The sequence below is a fragment of the Chlamydiales bacterium genome, from assembly GCA_031292375.1.
Lineage (GTDB): Bacteria > Chlamydiota > Chlamydiia > Chlamydiales > VFKH01 > JARLHF01.
Map to the genome: position 1 here is coordinate 11,795 of JARLHF010000046.1, position 18,561 is coordinate 30,355.

Here is an 18,561-nt window from a genome sequence, read left to right on the forward strand (position 1 = left end):
CTTTACACAGAAAGCGATGAGCATACAAAAGTAGCGTGCAAGCAATTGCACTCCTCACAGTTATAGTCAAGCCCCCTTCTTGAATAACAAGTTTTATTCGTTAACAGTTATTTTTTCAAAAATCAATATTGTAATGATTTTTTAAAGTTTTTCGAGGAAGCCATTGCATTTCTAAGATAGATCCTTTAAAATCACCACGATCCTTCAAAGTTGAGAACTCTAAAATTATGGCCTGTTTAAGTTTAAGAAAATCTAAGCAAATCCTTGTGCATGCTCACTCCTGTTACAAAAAAAAGGGCTATAAGCTCTCTTCAACAGATAATCAAGCTTTTTTACAACAGCTTCAAGAGCTAGATCAAAAAATTCTTGAGAAAAACAAGAAAGAATCAAGCATGCTTGCAACCAATCTACAAAAAGAAACCAAGCATCATTTTCCAAAAACTTTGCTTAACCAATTTTCAGAACTTGTTGTAGCTTTAGCGTTTGCACTTGTTGTTGCCACGCTTGTGAGAACTTTGTGGTTCGAACTCTACGAAATTCCAACGGGTTCCATGCGACCTACTTTTGAAGAACAAGACCATATCATTGCCTCCAAGACTACATTTGGCATTAATATCCCCTTCATTACAAAACATTTTATTTTTGATAAAGCTCTTGTAAAACGAGGTGATATTGTCACCTTTTCTGTTGAAGATATGGATGTCCAAGATCCAGATACCGTTTATTTCTACTTATTTCCAGGAAAAAGGCTTCTTGTTAAGCGCTGCATAGGCAAGCCAGGAGATACTCTCTACTTTTATGGCGGCCAAATCTATGGTATCGACAAAGAAGGAAATGACTTATCAGAGCTTCGAAATACTCCTTGGATGCAGCACATCCATCATGTTCCTTTCATCTCCTTTGAAGGAAGACTAAAAAAAGCCCCCTCTCCACGAGAATTTCTAATCACCCAAACGCAAGAGATTCTTGCAAAACTTACTATCAATTCATTAAATGAGATCAAAGGACAGCTCTACAATGGTAAAAACTGGGTTTCAGACAATCCAAGAGCCCTTCTCTCAACACACAACTCCATTGAAACCTACAGCGACTACTGGGGCATTAAAAACTTTGCTATGGCAAGGCTGTTAACATCTGATGAGGCAAGCAAATATGCAAAACTGCCTCCCAGTGACAAAGAAATCACTTCTCTATACTTAGAACTATTCCATACACCAAGCGTAAGCTATCCATCTCCACAGCTATTAAAAGATGAATATGGACGCATGCGTCCTCTTTTAACACCTCAAACAACCCTTGTGTCATTACAACAAAAGCATATAGACCGCCTTATGGATGGGCTTTATACGGCAAGGTTCGTAGTAACGAACAACTTTGCAAGAAGATATAACCCTGGCTCTAACCCATCTTCCTCTTTAGATGTACCTCTTCCCAAAGTTCCAGATGGCTGCTATGAATTCTACTTTGGAACAGCTTATGAAGTCCTATGGGGGGGCATACTCAAAACACTGCCTAAAGAGCATCCCCTCTACCAAAGAGATTTAAACACAGTACAAACGCTTTTCAACCTTGGAATTGATTTTAATCTCTTATATGCTCCTCACTCTAAAAACACTTGGTTCTATCCTCAACGTTTTGCTTACTTTAACCAAGGTAATTTAGAAGTCATGGGCTCTACCCTCTTTTTAAAGAATGAGCCTGAACTCGTACAATTTTTGGAAAAGGAGTTGCAAAAAGAGCAAACATCTTCTAATAAAAAGCCTTACATAGCTTTTAAAGACTATGGAGCACCTCTTAAAGAAGATGGAACTATACATGCTGACTTTATCAAAGTTTTTGGAATAAAAGTGCCAGAAAATATGTACTTTGTCCTTGGCGACAACTATGCTATGAGTGCAGATAGCAGAGATTTTGGCTTTGTACCAGAAGGCAATTTAAGAGGAAGCCCTGCTTGGATCTTATGGCCTCCGGGAAATAGGCTTGGATGGCCAAGTCAGCCACCCATGCACTTTTTCACAACGCCCACCTTAATCATTTGGGGTATTTTTATCTTGATCGTACTCATATGGTATAGCATGCATAGAAAACGAATGAACCGCTCTATCTTTTAAGCTTTACTTACAGAGATCGTTGCATCTTCACCATTTAAATCCCATGCTGTTCCTATGCACGGTTTAAACTGTACATCTGTTGCAAGTACATCATTCATGATAGACTCTTTAAATTTATTAAAAGCATACTTCAACCTATCTGTACCTTGAATGACAAGTGTTATGCGATCAGTAACTAAAAGACCTGAATCTCTTCTCATAACATTGATTTTATTTTTTAATTCGCGTACAAGACCTTCTAAAAGTAGATCATCTGTTAATACTGTATCCAAGGCTATCGTAATTCCAGCTGAATGAGACGCAACTAATCCCTTCTTAACAACACGCTCAATTGCAATATCCTCTTCACCCAGCACAAATTCATTGCTATCTACTACAAACGTTAAAGATTTTTTCTCTTGAAAAGCTAAAATCTCTTCTTTAGATAATGCACTAATTGCCAAAGTTACACTCTTCATGTGAATTCCAACTTTCTTACCAAGAACTCTAAAATTGGGCTTTGCAAGAAAAGAGACAAATTGGCTCTCATTCGAGCTACAAACCACTTGCTTGACGTTGAGCTCTTCTTCAATAAGGTGAGCATGTTCATGTAAAAAAGAGAGTATATCTTCATGACTTGATGCTAAATAAACTGTTTGCAGGGGCTGGCGTACCTTTATCTTATGCTCCTTTCTAAGAGCATGCCCCATGCTTACAACGGTTTGGATGTGCTCCATACCTTTTTCTAAAGAAAGATCTCTTCTATTCTCTCTATAAACAGGATAGTCGCAAAGGTGGACGGATGCATGCATTGCGTCTGTCCTTATGTTTTGAAAGATTGCCTCAGCAATAAAGGGAACAAAAGGAGCTGCGATCTTTACAACCTCTAACAACACAGTATAAAGGGTTTCAAAAGCATCTCTTCTATCCTTTGTATCTTCCTCTGCCCAAAATCTTTGACGCGACGATCTAATGTACCAATTAGTAAGTTGATCGATAAAGCCAACAAATGGTTCTACAGCCAGGCTAAGATTATATTCATCCATCCCCTTTTCAACATCTAAAATGAGTTTATGTAAGCGCGATAAAATCCATCGATCGATCAATGCGTCTGGTATATTCTCTTGTGCTACAGGCTTCCAATGATAAATACGCGCATAGGTAATGAAAAAAGAATACGCGTTCCACAAAGGAATTAATGCTTGTCTTAAAATAACTTCCACACCCCTTTCCGAGAAACGCAAATCATCCGCGTGCACTGCAGGGCTATGTAAAAGATAAAGCCGTACCGCATCTGCTCCATATTTACTGATGACTATTTCTGGCTCTGGATAGTTTTTCAAACGCTTAGACATCTTGTTACCATCTTCTGCAAGCACAATACCATTGACAATCACATTTTGAAATGCAGATTTACCAAAAAGCGCTGCAGAAAGGATACTCAATGTATAAAACCATCCTCTTGTTTGATCAGCTCCCTCTGCAATAAAGTCTGCAGGAAAAATCTTTTCAAAAAGAGCCTTATTTTCAAAGGGATAATGATTTTGTGCATAGGGCATAGAACCCGATTCAAACCAGCAGTCAAATACTTCAGGAATACGTTTGTATTCTTTTCCATCCACTGTAAATGTGATAGAATCAATATGGTGCCTATGTAAATCCGTAATTTTTACGTTTGCAATCTTTTCTAGCTCTTCAATGCTACCAAAAACCTTTAATGAGCCATCTTCTGAGCGCCATATAGGAATAGGTGTGCCCCAATAGCGATTGCGACTAATAGCCCAATCTCTTGCACCCTCTAACCACTTGCCAAAGCGACCATTTTTAATATGAGATGGTGTCCAGTGAACTCCTTGATTTGTCTCTACAAGCTTTTCTTTAATTTCTTCTACAGCTACAAACCATGTAGAAACAGCTCTATAAATAAGCGGTGAGTCAGATCGCCAGCAAAAAGGATAGCGGTGGCGAATGGTTGCTTGATGAAAAAGCACGCCCATCTTTTTAAGCCTTGCAATGATGTCTTTGTCTGCATCTTTTACAAACTGTCCCACATATTCTGGGATTTCTTGAGTAAATTTTCCATTACCATCCACTGGGCATACAAGACCTATTTTGCTTCTATCACAAGCATAAAAGTCTATCTCTCCAAAGGCTGGTGCTGAATGTACGATACCTGTACCTTCATCTAAAGAAACAGAATCTTCTAAAATAACTCTGAAGGCATTTTCTTTGGAAAAATAATCAAATAATGGCTTATAATGAACTCCTTCAAGATCTTTTCCGGAAAGACTCTTTACAATTTCAAAGCTATCAGGATCCTTAAAATAATGTGAGAGCCTCTCTTTAGCTAAAATATACTGTTTAGAAGAAGCTTTATCTCTTACTTGTAAATAAGTGATGTCTGGCCCTACCATCAACGCCAAATTTGAAATAAGTGTCCAAGGTGTCGTCGTCCACGCAAGGATAAAAAGATTATCTTCATCAAGTACTTGGAAACCCACTGTAAGCGCTGGATCATCCACCTCTTTATAGTTATCACTTGCTTCAAAATTTGAAAGGGGCGTGCCCAGCTTTGCAGAATAAGGCATTACCTTAAACCCCTCATAGACAAGCCCCTTATCAAAAAGGCTCTTAAAGACCCACCACACAGATTCCATAAAGTTCAGGTCCATCGTCTTGTAGGTATGTTCAAAATCAACCCAGCGCCCCATCCTATTGACAGTTTTTTTCCACTCTTCTGTGTAGCGAAGCACAATACTCCTACACTCCTCATTGAACCTTGCTATTCCAAATGTTTCAATCGAAGGAGCGCCAGATAAGTCAAAAAGCTTTTCAATTTCGTATTCGACAGGAAGCCCATGACAATCCCACCCAAAGCGCCTAGGAACAAAGTAGCCCTTCATCGTCTTGTAGCGAGGAACCACATCCTTAATAGTACCTGCCAATAAATGCCCATAGTGGGGCAAACCCGTTGCAAAAGGGGGGCCATCATAAAAAGAAAAAAAGGCCTTATCTTTTCTATTTTCAACAGATGCATTAAACACCTTGTTTTCTTGCCAATACTGAAGGATTCTCTCTTCCCTTTCGACTAAACTCTCGCTCTTAATTTCATCAAACATAAACCCAACATCTCTAAATTCATTTTTGCCAAAGAGTTTATACCATAAGCTCGTCCTCGTTTCAAGCAACGTTTGCATTAAACACCTAGATACGGTATAATAAACGTGGGGGTGTAAAGGTTTCGACTGTGAAATAAAGTAATAATGGCATGCGGAGGAAGTCAGTTGGCCTCCTAAAAAAACTGATAAAACATTAAGTGCCAAATCTAAATCTAATGTCATCGCTGGTAACTTCAGTTGCTTCGGTGCAGATGTGGTAGAAGCTGCGGCTTAATCGCCTTTAAGCTTCCGATAGCCCAGGGTTGGACCAAGGGTCTTGGAACTATCGTTATTTACTTGGTATGAAGTTAGCATCGACTGCTCTTAGGAGCTAAACTTCAAGATAAATAGGGCGGCTAAGTTTTTTGGGCGTGTTCTTTAAAGAAATTTAGCTAAAAAAAGAACACTATGCATGTAGAGGTTATTATAGAGTTTGCTCAGGACGAGAGTTCGATTCTCTCCACCTCCAATTGGTTGGACAGTCCTTATATCCAATCATCGTATGAAATGGCTCACGGGCTTCCTTGAGCCATTTTTTTACCCTCTAATTTTAAGTTCTGAAACACTAAATTCAGCAATTCTCGTTTTTCATCCACTTCAGAACTTTCAAAGATTTCCCTAGCACGAGCAGCCAAATTCATGACCATATTCGCCGTAATATAGAAATTTTGGTCTGCTTTCTCATGATTCTTCATCTCTTCGGCAATCTCGATCTGGCGTTTTTTGTATTCTCGAACTTTTTCGAGATAGAGCTTTTCATCGATCAAGCCATCCAATTTATCGTCATAAATCTGGCTTAACCGCTTTTGAATCTTGTCTCTTTCTTTTTGCAGAGTGGCCAAGCTTTCCTCATGAAATTGATTCTCCGATTCGTGAATTTCTTTGAGATATTTGGTTACGCTAGCAATTTGCTCTTCATTCAAGGCAATTTGATCCAAATACTCTGATAAAGTTTTAACCAGTTCTTCTTCTTTTACATAGACCCGCTTACAAATTTTTTTAGCATTGGTACAGCTATAGTAAACGTAGCGTCCCTTATGAATTTCAGGGGTAACCATACATCCGCAATCAGAACAGGTGATCAGTCCTTTAAAGATGAAGGGCTTAGTTGCTATCTTATGAGGTTTTTTATGAAAGCCATTAATCACATCTTGAACTTGCTGGAATAAAGCTTGCGAAATGAGAGGCTCATAGCAATGTTCTATGATCCCATACTTGGTTTCCATCATCCCGCAATAAAAGGACTTCTTCAAAATTTTATTGATTTGAGAGATGGCAAGATGTTCTCCTTTTTTAGTCCTCAAACCCATTTCAATTGCTGCTGTTTTTAATGTCTGTAAAGAGTGATTTCCTGTGGCATACATTTCAAATAACTTTCTAACAAAAGGTGCTCGGTCTGGATCTAAAATGATTGTCTTTTCTCCTTTGTCATTCGTGATATGCATATAGCCTGTAGGAGCTAAACCCATCCATACTCCTCGTTTTGCAGCTTGCTCCTTACTTCTCTTAATATTGTCACTTAATTGCAGAACATAACTGCGTGCAAACATAACACCCATATCCCAGCGCAAAATATCAGAGCTATTGGACCTGAGGTTAAGGATCAATCCCTCCCGCATGAAGTGGATTTCTACTTTTCCATCTTTTCGCAGATTGTCAAGAACCACTGATTCTTTAAAACTGCGCTGAACTCTATCGATTGTATCAGCAACTAAAGCAACGGTCTCACGTGACTTGCGGATACGTTCTAAAATTTTCTCAAACTCTTTGCGGGTATTTTTAGTCGATGACTCGGTAATTTTAAAAACTTCCTCAACAATAAGACCTTTTCTTTCGGCATATTCTCTTAAACGACGCTCTTGAGCAGGGATAGATTGTCCTTCCTCTTGCTCTTTGCTTGAAACGCGAGCCAGTAATAGAGCCTTCATTATTTCTTTGTCCGATAAGCTTGTTGGGGATGACTTGATTGATGAGGAAATGTGTATTCGAGGATTCCTGATTCAATCATACTTTTTAAATAGACTTCTTTTATATATTTTGGATTTCGTTTTAATATCTCAGAAAGTTCTTGAATGCGAAACGAACGTAAAGAACAAAGATCTTTAATTAAAGATTTAACCTCTTCAATATCAGATTTTTTTCTAAGATTTTCAATTTTTGATTTTAGATCTTCTGGAATGGAAGCAAATAATGAAGACACAACCTGACCAGTGGAACTAGGTAGGGTAGAACTCAAGCTAGGTAGGTTTGAGTTGGAACTAGGTAGGTTTGAGTCTAAGCCAGGTAGGTTTGAACTCTGAAGGTTAGGCTTTATATGACCCGTTAATAATTTACTTGTTGGAACATAGTAGGTTGCATTGCTTCGGCCCTTTTGTTCTAGAAGACCCAAATCTCTCAATCGTCGCAAGCTGGCGCTAGCTGACAAGGTTTCCACACAGTTAATGTTTCGATAGTCTGCATTAGTGATCGCCCCCATTTCTCTGACAACTATAAGAGTTCGAGCCTCTTCATCAGTCAGATCGAATTCTTTGAAATTTTTAAGCCATTCAATGTCTTTCTCGTCAAAAAAATGATGTGTCAGTAATGTCAGTGTGAACTTATTAGCTGTTCTATCTGATTCAAAAAAGGGGACAGATAAATTAGCTTCACGCATTGCTTCACGCATTGTCCGAATCCCCGTGCCCTTTACTTCAGCAATTTGTAAGTCATGCAGCACTTCAGCGATCTGATCATTACGCGTTATTGATCCAGGAAGTCCAAGTTGATCCTCGGGTTTCAATGAATACCCTGGATTCAAAAATTCGATGCGATTTGCATAGCGGATAATTTGAATCGTTTGACCAGCCCTATAGTCACGATGCATGACAGCATTACAGACAGCCTCCCTAATGACAACGTCGGGTATCAAAGGGATGTCTTTACGAAAAATGCTGTTTGGCTGCATCGAAAAAGCATGGGGGATATCTCTCATAATATTGGCAATGACACGAGGGATTGCCAAAACCAGAGCCTCGCCAAATTCATAACATTGCGAATAGCGTTTTTCAGGATGTGGTACCCACTCTCTTCCTTCGACAGTGATATAATCTATTCTCGATGAAATCGGAAACAATCTACGTAGAGCCATTTCAGTTCCGAACAGGATAATCCCCGCCACTGTTGGTTTAATTACGTTCTTGACCTCCACGGCGGCTCTTAGGGCAATCATGAGTTCTTGGTCATTCCATGCAAGTTCTTTCGCCTTGGCATTAACTTCTTTTCGATATACACGATAAGCCGCTATAGCTTGCGGATCGAAATCTTTCCAGGATGCCTCTTCCAATACTGTTTTATCAAATTTTTTCTGAGATCTGAATTGATAAAGCATGTCAAGATCTTCTGGGGTGCATAATTGATCTGTAGGTCCAATTCTTCGATAAGCTCCCTTCTCTATTCCTCGGCTTTTAATGAAAATAGGCTTCTCATAAGTTTCAGCTTCAGAAATATAGGCAACGATGATTGGCCCTTGTGGATGAAGAAGCACGTCAATAGCAGGTCGAATAGGTTTATTAAAATTTTGACGGCATAAGGTCACAAGTTCACTTTGGAGTTTATCAGGATTAGAAACTCCAGTAACTTTATAGCGAGGAGCTTTATTAGAATCGTTTTTCGTAAGCCCAAGAACTAAATAGCCACCACCCAAGCCAGGTTCATTGCTGAAAGCAGAAATGGTTTCTAAGGCGCTATCACCAATTTTTTCAGCTGATCGTTTGACCTCAACCCTTTCCGATTCATCAGCATTCTGTATGAGATTTAATAGCTCTTCAAATTCTAGTTGATCCATATGAGGTCCTTGCGGGTTATTTAGAGCTGCTTGAATTACGGATTGACTTCAGAAGGCTTTCAAGATCCTTTTTCTTGTAAAGGCGATAACTATTTATGGGATTGCGATGAGTTGTTAGTTTCCCTTGCTTTTCCCAATTGCGCAAAGTGCTGGGTGAAATACCCAAATAGGCTGCGGCTTCATTGATCTGTAGATAATCGTCAATCTTCTCCATGATGGTTTCCTCCATTATTGATTTTAAACAATATCAATGCTTACAGAACTTTGCAACTAGAATTCCACTCTAATCAGGCTGAAACCATTCTTCTTGCTCAAAGTCAAAATCTCCTCGTTTAGCTAGACCACATAAAATTGAAACCTCTTTAGTGGCCTCTATGTCCCCCATAAAATGTCTTTCCCATAGTGCTAACTTTTTAGCTAGGCTCTCAGGTAAATGAGGGCATTCCGAACGCATCTTTCGAAGATACTTCAAATGATGTTTATTTGCCTTGTCTATATCAAAGTCGTTGTCAATATATCTTAAGTCATCCCACATAGATAAAATCCTCCAAAGATACAAGAGACTTCCTCAAGTCATTGATCAAAAGTCGGTACTCAACGCGCTTAGCTTTGGCCTTCTTTGTGCAGTGACCATGCTTTATCAACATTGCCCCACCATGCCAATAACATCGCCCATTTGGCATTGCAGCTTGCCGACAAGGCTGATGATGATTGCTTCGCGCTTTGGCACCACATCTTGATAACTTTGTGAAATCAAACGCCATGGGCTATTCTCCTTTTTCGCGGCTTGTTTCAATTTTTCTTTTAAGGCCGCTTTTTGGGCATCCATAATCATGTTTTGCTTCTCAAAATGAGATTGTTGAATTTTATGCTCTTCCATCGATTCCAAAATTAATCGTTCAAGAGGTTTCATAACTTCGGCAATGGCAGGCGATTTAAGAAGAGAAGGACGGCCAATCACTGCGCCCCAGAGATTGGGGACAACGATCCAGTTGTCCATTTGTTTTGGATAGATACCAAGCTTTCTGCCGATTAATGATCCCAAAATCACAAACAATGTAGCAGCTGAAAAATCTGGGGGAATCTGCATTCGTTCGGCAATATCCAAAATCCACCCTTTCAAAGAGCTTGGAAGAAGAGCCTCATTAAATTGTGCGACTTCTGGCAAACTTTCTGGCAAAGGAATTGGGCTTGCCCAGTCATTATCTAGTACTGTTGGAGATTTAGTTCTGAGCCACGTTTTGAGGTGTTCGATGTTCTTACCTTTACAATGAGAATGGAAACAATGAAATCCAGCTTTTGCATATCCATTCGTATGGGCCTCAAAGTAGTGAGTACCAAAATCATTTGTGGTGTGAGAAGAAACCCATGGACAAATCATTTCCCATCCTCCAGGCTTACTGGGAATGGGATTTCGAAGCATGTTTTTTTCTTGCAAGGCTTTTAGAATAGGATCGTGTTCTACACTTAACCGAGGTTCTTCTTGAGAAACTAAATTTACATTCATTTTGAAAGCAGACATAAATTGCTCAACGCCGTAGGATTGATGGTGATTTTCTTGAATGACATGGGTTAAATACGGTTCTGATTTACGATGATGAAAGCCAGGAAGTCTCATGACTCGAGGAAGATCACAAACTTTAGTGTCTCCTTGAAATTGCATTGCTAAAATTTTTTGAATATTAGTGAATTGATCGAGCGCTACTCCTTCTACAATCCAATAAGCATGGTATTTTCCTTGGCTAGATTGAATGATGAGATGAGGCTCCAGAGGAGAATCATAGACAGCATCTAAAGGTGCACCATCAAGATCGACAAATACAGCTCTAATTTTTGTTATGTTAGCTCCACTACGTCCTCGGCCATCCGTGGCATTAACTGTGAAAAAGATTCCAGCTCCTAGTTGATTCAAACGCAGTAATTCAGCATGGTGCTCATCAAATGTTCCATGTAAAATGCGAGTCAAATATGAGGCATTGCTCGTTTTACAATCAGCAAATGTTTGAAAGGTAAAAAATCCTTCTTCATCAAAACGAGTCAAAAACTTTGAGGCTATGTTCGGCTGTGGCTCATCTGGCCTATTGATATTTTCAATCACGGGATTACCATTGTTGTGGATTACTTCTTTCTTTACGTTTATGCAAACACTTGAGCAGCCTTCTCAAAAATGGCCCGCTCTATTTCCTTGCTGAGTTCTTTTTCTAAAGGATGAAAAATGGCAACATTGATATCGCCGACCTTTTTGGTGGGATAAGTGATTCGAAACCCTTTCCCATCAAGACGGGTATGAACTCCAATGGAGCTCAAGTAAAAGCAGTCACCTATCACAATGCTGGCAAAGCCAATCAATCCCTCACGAGGTTTGATCGGTACTATTTCGACTTTTTTGATGTTCATAGTTTTTCGGGTTGTTACGTTTATCAATTTTCATAAGCAAAGCAAAAAAATCGTAAACTTGATGCTTGGACTGGTCATCGGACCAACCCTTGGCATTTTGAGCTTGGGATGAAATGTGATTTTTTTGTTTTTGCTTCATGCTTGAAATTTTAGCATGAATTTTAGTGAGACGATTTAATCTCAGAATGCGACAGAATTTGAGAAATTCTTTCGGCGTTTCTCGAGAGAAAAGATCGATTTTTCGACAGAATACGACAGAATTTTGGAAAAAAAAGAATGCTAAATCTGATGTTTGAATCAAAAAATAAAGAGCAAAAGAAAATTAAGCGGTTGTTTTTCGATACTTGTTGTAGGTATCAACAGGAAACTGTCGGTTTAAATGACGTTCGTTTTTTGGCAAAGCAGCTAATACTTGTTCGTTAGAGATGATGAAGGGCAATTCATCTACTCTTACATACAAACCATTGAAAGTTTTTGAATTCTTAAAGAAGATCTTTCTCAATATTCCTCTGATCCCTAAATCATTTCTTCTCGCAGGTAAATCATTATTATCCAGAACAGTTCCTTTCGGCAATTTAAGAAGCTCCATTCCAAATTGAAATCCTTTACCTCCATCTTTACGCCATGCGACAAAGTGAGGAGCGTATACTCCATTGTTGTAGTGCAAAAGAAGCCATATTTCACATTCAAAAGGGTGAATGAATAGTTCTAAGGCAGTGATGATGAATGTTTCAGGCTTTTGCTGGGAAAGCATAGTTGGAAGGTTACCATTTATTGAGGACACCGAAGCTGAGGCATCGTCTTCAACAGCCAATAGACTGGTGAGTAGGTATCGGCAGATAGCTTTAAAAGCATATTTGATTTGGTTTTTGCCTGAAAAATTTCCGACTTTCTCCTTAAAAGCTGGGTTAGGTAATCCATTTTTTGTCCATTCATGGAAGATAATAATGTTATCCCAGGCATTCCACAAAGCCATCTCTCTTTTTCCTCGAAAATGCTCAGCATCTCTACAAAAAGTCCTGATATTATTGGAGAAGGTGATTTCTCTGATGAACTTGCTATCATTATTTGACGCTATGGAGGCGTAGGGAATAATCAAGCTTTCTGTTTCTCCACAATCTAGAACAGCTCTTAGAAGTTTGAGAAATGGGTCTATAAGTAGAAGAGGCCTCTCTTCAATAGGATATTCAGTGAGCTTGACCTTATTTTTTATGTCAGCAAAGAATGTTGAATTAATGGCTTCCTTCAGTCGAGGAAAACAGTCGATTTTTTTCCTCAGATCTGATGTTGCTTGATGTACATCTTTAATTACTGCTAAAGCGATATTCTCAAAATGTTTTTGATCCTGAATTTTCATTTTTGATAATTCAGCGATGCTTGTTTGCAGAGATTTGTGAGAGGTGATAAGACTGAAAAGATCACGAATAGCATAGATAAGACCTTCCAAGGAACTATCCAATTCAAAATCTTTCAAAAGGAAATTTAAAATATTTTATACATCTTTCATCATCAAAAACTTATTGGTGCGGAACATGAAACTTTATAGAAATTAATCAACATTTTCAATGGGATTTCACAGGCGAAGCGAAAGAAGTCACGAATACGAATTAATTCAGGACAATTTTTAAACCTAAGCTTATTGGCAAACCTTATGTAACTTTGTAATTGCAACCTTTCCTAAATTGCCATAGAATGACTCATCAAAAGATGATGCAAAGGAAGCTTCATAGCGAAAAAGCATAAACTCATTCCCTGTTGTAATAGCAACAATCGAAAATATAAATTAGGTGATCGTATGGTCTTTGTAAGTGCTAAATCAGGCCCTCCAAATATTGGAGATCCACCAAGTATGTTTACTGTTCAGTATTTCGATGAACAAGGCAACATGATCATCCGAAGTGGCGGAAAACGAACTTGGAGATGTAATAATCCAGGAGCACTTCTTAAAAGCCCTTATAGCATGAGCAAGGATAGACGCGCGATCGGCTCAGCAGGATTTGGGGAGTATGAGTATGCTGTATATCCTGATTATGAAACAGGGCATGAGGCTTTGGTTGTTATGTTGAGAGGTAGCCGCTATCGAAACCTAACTTTATTAGAAGCATCTATTAGATATGTTAAAGAAGATCCTGGTCATGGTCCAAAGATTGCAAAAATGAGCAATCTTGACCCAAATCGCAAAATCAGCTCTTTATCCGACGAAGAATTTGAAAGATACTGGAAAGCTATCGAAAAAAATGAGCGTTGGGAAGTTGGTGAGGAAGACTTTATTCCAAAATGGATTATTTCAGGAGTACATAAAAAAAGAGGCGTGATCACCGAATACTTAGTTTGCATAGATAACGAGTCTATATGGCTTCCAAAGCAAGAAGCCATCAAGTGGACTATGGAAGGTAAATTGCATGCTGTACTCGTTCACATGAAAAATGGCAATCATTATCTAAGACCTGAATATGGTCAACATGGCTTCGTTATTATCACCTAAAATTGTGCGTTTTATGAGAATAAGTTATATTTTTTTGCTTCTTATCTTAACAGCCTGTTCTTTAGGCTCAAATAAAAAAATGGATAATATCGAAGAGATCAAAAAAGATTTTATAGCCACTATTTTAACCGAGAGCGTTTTAGATGAAGGGCCTTTTCAAATGAATTATCATTTAAGAGCCATTCTATTTTCAGATAACGTGGTCAGTCTTATGGGAAATATTTTTGTATTTGCACATCTGCCCCATGGATGGAATCGCTATGAAGGTAAAACATATGTCAAAACCAATGGATCTTTCAAAGAAATCGGATTAAATGATTTATTTCCACAACCCAGCCAAAAGGAATTTTTACGGAGCTATTGCGAAAATTTTTTCAAATATCATAGCGATTGGAGCTACTTTAGAGGAACGGATCCACTGTGTGATCACCTAGACCATGAATTGATTAAAACATTTGTGGTAGATCATGAATCTCTTATTTTAGTTTTTCAACCCTACTCCGTGGGTGGATTGGCTGATGTTCCCTTTACAGTTAAAATTCCATTCACTGAGCTAACTGGAAAATGGCAAGCAGGCAATCCTTTGGAAAAGCATCTACCAATTACTAAAAACTTTCTTTCTTCATGGGATAAAAATAATTGGATTAGTGATGTCCAGGAAGATCATTCGATTGCCCATCAAGAGGAGAGGGCTAAATAAACCATTCCACATTTTTCCATGTACCTAATTCCTTTTTCTTAACTTGAAGTCTTGTCTTCCAATCATCGACATGGATCTCTAATTTATGACCATCTGGATCGAGGAAATAGAGGGACTTCCCTGGTGAGGTGTTTTCTTTAAATATTTTGATATCATTGCTGATAATTTTCTGACTCAGTAACTCAAAGTGTTTATCACTTACACTGAAAGCATAATGAGTATAACAAGGACTTGCAATCCGCTTTTCATCATGATTCAGGCAAAACCAAAAGTCTCCTACTAAAAAATAGGCGCCCCTATCCCATTTGCACAATGGTATAAACTGCAATAAATCTTTATAGAATGCAAATGAAGTTTCGACATTCTTTACGGCTAATGTGATATGATTGATACCTGTGAGCATAGTCTGACCTCCAGTAATGTGCCCGATTCAAATTTTTTACCTCTAAGAGTTTGAAAATTGAAATAAAGACTGGAGGAGATCAAAACCAACATTTGCACTCTTAGAAGTATCAATAAAGTACTTTGATTGCCAATCTTGCGTTTTTTTAGTTTGAGAGTTATCTGCTTTATCCCAAGGAGGATAAATGCGCATAGCCCTCTTACCTTCTTTTCCATGGCAAGATACAATTCCTTTTTCGCAGAGTACAGCTTTTGGAAAAACAAATTGGCCAAAATGATTTTCAGTACGCGCACTAATCACAAGAAAGCCAAAGGGATCGTTTAAATCATAGGGCATAATAGGTCCTACACCGATGCGCTTCCAAAAAGTGACAAATTGCCCAACTTTTTTCGGAGTGATCTTTCCTACGCGAAATTTAATAGAGTGGTTGTTTATAGTGAATTCAGCAGCTCCGTAATCTTCACTCTCATCTTCTATTTTCAAACTCTCAAGGACAAGCCCTAACGGCTTATAGATAAGGTCGTTAGCTAACAATAAATCTGAATGAACCCTTTTCGAAAAAATATTGTCTTTTAGCTCAATGACCACGATGCTTTTCCTTTCGCTTTTCTTGTTTGAGGGAAAATTGCTCATCTTTACGAGCCTGTTTTTCAACGCTGCTTATGTTTTTTTTCTCTTTCTTTTTCTTCTCAATTTCTTCTCGCATGTAATCTTGTGCTAAAGTTGAAGGCTTTGAAGTTTCTTTCATTTTTTCCATTTCACGACGAACTTCCCGCTGGACTCTTTTTGGATTCATTCGTTGAATTTGAATGCTGACTTCTTTGGCTTCTCCAAATTTTAGCTCTACATAATGATTGAGAACAAACTCATGTACTTCAGGATCGGAAGGTTCAGTACCAAAGATGTGCCGAGCGACTGCATACCCTTCTTTGTCGACTCTTTCAAAAGTTCCTACCCAAAACCGTTTGTCAAAGAAAATTGTAGCTTTGATCGTAGCCATGTTGAAAACCTGATTAAGGTGTAATACCAATGTATAAATCTAAAACAATATTTTGATGATCGGTTGCTCTTTCATCATAAATCTCAAAATCCGTCTTGTAAGAACGATGTCCACCTAATTGCTTTGAAGACATTTCCCAAATTTCTTTCCAAGCATTTACAATGACATCAGGCATCGGCGCAGGACTAGTTGTAAACTTTGCGTATTGTTGTTTTGGAATCACTAGCTGTCGAAACCCTTCAGGCAATAGATCATTAAAAGAAGAAACTTCTTCACCAATAAAATAAGTATATTCTCCATTGTGATCTGTTTCATAGTCGGTATAGGCACAAAATGTCGTGCCAGGCCTTTTTCGGTTTGAAATTTTCTCAGCCAATCCTTGATGGAAATATTTTTGAACACAAGGGAAAATATTTCCTTTTATTTTATCTAGCTCTTGCTCATTGCTAGTGCGAACGCAAATGCCGACTAACTTAATCTCAGACATTGTTATCAATTCTTTTTGCATCTTTCCCTCTCTTAAATTCCATAAATTAGATTCTTCTAAAAGTTGTTTGACTCGTGGAACAGTTTGAAGAATATCGATTTCATGCTCTTGCATTAGATAGGCAAATGGGAAAAAATTCTGACCGCCTTCTACCCATCCTACAAACCATCTAACTTTCAAGTTCTTACCATTTTCATCAACAGTGCTACCCAGTCCAGTTTTGCCAAATAATTTCCATCCGTGCGATATTTCTTCTTTAAACAGAAGATTTTTCGTCATTTAAAGGGCATTACTTGAAATCGGCAGCTTCTCTCGGATCATTTTTTGAATAAATTCAACTTGTTCTTTCGGAGAAATTTTTAAAGATGAACTTACCCATGCAGGATTGGTTGATCCTGGAGATACCATTCCTGTAGAGAAATCTTGATTTCCATACTCAAATGAGGATAAATATTGCTCGATTGTTTCAAGACCAAGTTGTAATGCGATAATCTTTGAAAACCAAATGCAAGAACGATTCATCCAAGTCTGTGGAGTTTGAGATCGTTTCCATGATTCCAAGAAATCATCATATCCTTGCTGAAAATGCCAGGTTGGGGTCTGCTCATTCTGTAAAGTCCCTGTGTCATATCCCATTAAGCTTAGAACAATTTTAAAAGAGGAGGCAGGAGTAACACGTTCCTCAATGCTAGAACCAAACTTTTTGATAATTTCGCTCGTCGAACCATCAATAAGAATGAAATTTTCTTCTCCAAGAAGCTGCTGATAAGAAAATCCTAGAAATGTCAATAATATGAAAAATATTCTCATCGTTCTTCTCCTCGGGACTATAAAGCTAGAGAAGATAGCATACTTTGATAAGGCTTGAAAAGAAGCAATTTACTGGAGTTGAAAGTTCTGAATGCGTCTCTCCACCTCCAAAATTCAGATTAAACCAAATCAAATAACGCTAAGTAAATCAAGGACTTACGGGAAGCCGATAAGTCCTTTTTCTTTTCACCTAGGCCACTTTTACCCAGTCTAGTGCGTAAAATTTGCGTAAAAAAATCAGCAATGATTTCTTGATTACCAATTTTGACTCTCCTTGAGGGGCCTTCAGTTAAAAGTTGCAATAAACCTTAGAAGTAATTACAATGTAATTATGTAAGGGGAGTGTGGTTATGGCTCATATTATTCATATAGGAAATTCATTGGGTGTAAGAATTCCCAAAACAATCATTCAACAAGTAGGATTCAAAGAAGATATGGATCTTATTTTCAAAGTTACTGAGGAGGGATTGCTGATCTCTCCCAAAAAGCAAACCAGAGACGGATGGGAACAAAAATTTAAATCTTCTACAAAAGGACTTAAACAACCTTCTTTATTAGGCGATTTTTCCAATGAGTTTGACAAAGACGAGTGGCAATGGTAAAGCAATTCGAAGTTTACCTGATAAATCTGGATCCAACAACTGGAAGCGAGATTAAAAAAACACGTCCTTGCGTTGTTATCTCGCCAAATGAAATGCATGGATTAAATACTGTCATCATAGCGCCTATGACTTCAACATGTAAAATATACCCAACACGTATCCCTGTCTTTTTTGAGAAAAAAGAAGGGTATATTGTTTTGGATCAACTTCGTACGGTAGACAAATCACGGTTGGTAAAACTGCTCGGAAAAATTGAAAAAGAAACTACTCATAATGTTCTTGCAATATTGCAAGAGATGTTTACCTGAAGATAGACTTGAAAAGAAGCAGCAATTAGGAGCGGGATGTTTTACGAAAGAAAATAAGAAATTATAAGAAAATTCTTCTCATAGAAATGACATGTTAACGTAAAATGCAAAAAATTATTATGTATATTTTGTGATAGCGTTTTCAACGAGTACGTTACATTATAATGGACCCCGAAATTTAGACACCCCAAATCGCGCAACTTTCTGATAAACTAAACGCAGAAAGGATAGCAACTATGGGAAAGTACAATCAATATACGGCAGAATTTAAAATGAAAGTGGCCCTAGAGGCCGCACA

At 38.2% G+C, this 18,561-nt stretch carries 18 protein-coding genes and 1 other RNA gene; 6 read left to right on the forward strand and 13 right to left on the reverse strand.

Going from position 1 to position 18,561, the window contains the following annotated elements; translation table 11 throughout:
• Window positions 1-227 precede the first annotated feature (227 nt).
• Window positions 228-2,111: a signal peptidase I gene (gene lepB / locus P4L16_05750; protein MDR3624625.1), complete on the forward strand. Its 1,884-nt coding sequence runs from the start codon at window positions 228-230 to the stop codon at window positions 2,109-2,111.
• Here the strand turns inward: lepB and ileS are convergent.
• The gene (gene ileS, locus P4L16_05755) at window positions 2,108-5,287 is read right to left on the reverse strand and encodes an isoleucine--tRNA ligase (protein MDR3624626.1); all 3,180 of its coding nucleotides are present in this window, start codon (window positions 5,285-5,287) and stop codon (window positions 2,108-2,110) included. The two genes, lepB and ileS, sit on opposite strands and share 4 nt — an antisense overlap.
• Before the next feature lie 29 nt (window positions 5,288-5,316).
• On the opposite strand from ileS, the gene ssrA reads away from it, so the two are divergent.
• Window positions 5,317-5,720: a transfer-messenger RNA gene (gene ssrA / locus P4L16_05760) on the forward strand.
• A 40-nt stretch (window positions 5,721-5,760) separates the two neighbouring features.
• On the opposite strand, the gene P4L16_05765 is transcribed toward ssrA, so the two are convergent.
• From P4L16_05765 to P4L16_05795, 7 genes are all read right to left on the reverse strand, one after another.
• On the reverse strand, window positions 5,761-7,176 hold the full coding sequence (locus tag P4L16_05765; GenBank protein ID MDR3624627.1) for a recombinase family protein: 1,416 nt from the start codon (window positions 7,174-7,176) through the stop codon (window positions 5,761-5,763).
• Window positions 7,176-9,071 (reverse strand): ATP-binding protein, encoded by a 1,896-nt coding sequence (locus P4L16_05770; protein ID MDR3624628.1) that lies wholly within the window; start codon window positions 9,069-9,071, stop codon window positions 7,176-7,178. The genes P4L16_05765 and P4L16_05770 overlap by 1 nt, the downstream gene beginning before the upstream one ends.
• A gap of 16 nt (window positions 9,072-9,087) precedes the next feature.
• Window positions 9,088-9,285: a helix-turn-helix domain-containing protein gene (locus tag P4L16_05775; GenBank protein ID MDR3624629.1), complete on the reverse strand. Its 198-nt coding sequence runs from the start codon at window positions 9,283-9,285 to the stop codon at window positions 9,088-9,090.
• 69 nt (window positions 9,286-9,354) lie between these two features.
• Window positions 9,355-9,606, reverse strand: coding sequence for a hypothetical protein (locus P4L16_05780; protein MDR3624630.1), 252 nt, complete (start codon window positions 9,604-9,606; stop codon window positions 9,355-9,357).
• Between the two features lie 105 nt (window positions 9,607-9,711).
• Window positions 9,712-11,169, reverse strand: a complete 1,458-nt coding sequence (locus P4L16_05785; protein ID MDR3624631.1) for a DUF3987 domain-containing protein — start codon at window positions 11,167-11,169, stop codon at window positions 9,712-9,714.
• A 38-nt stretch (window positions 11,170-11,207) separates the two neighbouring features.
• A complete protein-coding gene (locus P4L16_05790) occupies window positions 11,208-11,468 on the reverse strand; it encodes a septation protein SpoVG family protein (protein ID MDR3624632.1) in 261 nt (86 codons plus the stop codon).
• A 322-nt stretch (window positions 11,469-11,790) separates the two neighbouring features.
• Window positions 11,791-12,825: a hypothetical protein gene (locus P4L16_05795; protein ID MDR3624633.1), complete on the reverse strand. Its 1,035-nt coding sequence runs from the start codon at window positions 12,823-12,825 to the stop codon at window positions 11,791-11,793.
• Between the two features lie 438 nt (window positions 12,826-13,263).
• Between P4L16_05795 and P4L16_05800 the strand changes: the two genes are divergently transcribed.
• Together P4L16_05800 and P4L16_05805 are read left to right on the forward strand one after the other, a co-directional pair.
• Window positions 13,264-13,953, forward strand: coding sequence for a hypothetical protein (locus P4L16_05800; protein MDR3624634.1), 690 nt, complete (start codon window positions 13,264-13,266; stop codon window positions 13,951-13,953).
• Between the two features lie 13 nt (window positions 13,954-13,966).
• A complete protein-coding gene (locus tag P4L16_05805) occupies window positions 13,967-14,653 on the forward strand; it encodes a hypothetical protein (GenBank protein MDR3624635.1) in 687 nt (228 codons plus the stop codon).
• Here the strand turns inward: P4L16_05805 and P4L16_05810 are convergent.
• The 5 genes from P4L16_05810 to P4L16_05830 are packed head-to-tail and all read right to left on the reverse strand — an operon-like array spanning window position 14,646 to window position 17,353.
• Window positions 14,646-15,056, reverse strand: a complete 411-nt coding sequence (locus P4L16_05810; protein ID MDR3624636.1) for a VOC family protein — start codon at window positions 15,054-15,056, stop codon at window positions 14,646-14,648. The two genes, P4L16_05805 and P4L16_05810, sit on opposite strands and share 8 nt — an antisense overlap.
• A 42-nt stretch (window positions 15,057-15,098) precedes the next feature.
• Window positions 15,099-15,644 (reverse strand): MepB family protein, encoded by a 546-nt coding sequence (locus P4L16_05815; GenBank protein ID MDR3624637.1) that lies wholly within the window; start codon window positions 15,642-15,644, stop codon window positions 15,099-15,101.
• Window positions 15,634-16,056, reverse strand: a complete 423-nt coding sequence (locus P4L16_05820) for a YjdF family protein (GenBank protein MDR3624638.1) — start codon at window positions 16,054-16,056, stop codon at window positions 15,634-15,636. The genes P4L16_05815 and P4L16_05820 overlap by 11 nt, the downstream gene beginning before the upstream one ends.
• 13 nt (window positions 16,057-16,069) lie before the next feature.
• On the reverse strand, window positions 16,070-16,822 hold the full coding sequence (locus P4L16_05825) for an effector binding domain-containing protein (protein ID MDR3624639.1): 753 nt from the start codon (window positions 16,820-16,822) through the stop codon (window positions 16,070-16,072).
• Window positions 16,823-17,353: a penicillin-binding transpeptidase domain-containing protein gene (locus P4L16_05830; GenBank protein ID MDR3624640.1), complete on the reverse strand. Its 531-nt coding sequence runs from the start codon at window positions 17,351-17,353 to the stop codon at window positions 16,823-16,825.
• A 350-nt stretch (window positions 17,354-17,703) separates the two neighbouring features.
• Between P4L16_05830 and P4L16_05835 the strand changes: the two genes are divergently transcribed.
• Window positions 17,704-17,955: an AbrB/MazE/SpoVT family DNA-binding domain-containing protein gene (locus tag P4L16_05835; protein ID MDR3624641.1), complete on the forward strand. Its 252-nt coding sequence runs from the start codon at window positions 17,704-17,706 to the stop codon at window positions 17,953-17,955.
• Entirely contained in the window at window positions 17,949-18,263 is a 315-nt protein-coding gene (locus P4L16_05840; protein ID MDR3624642.1) for a type II toxin-antitoxin system PemK/MazF family toxin, read from the forward strand. The genes P4L16_05835 and P4L16_05840 overlap by 7 nt, the downstream gene beginning before the upstream one ends.
• Window positions 18,264-18,561 lie beyond the last annotated feature (298 nt).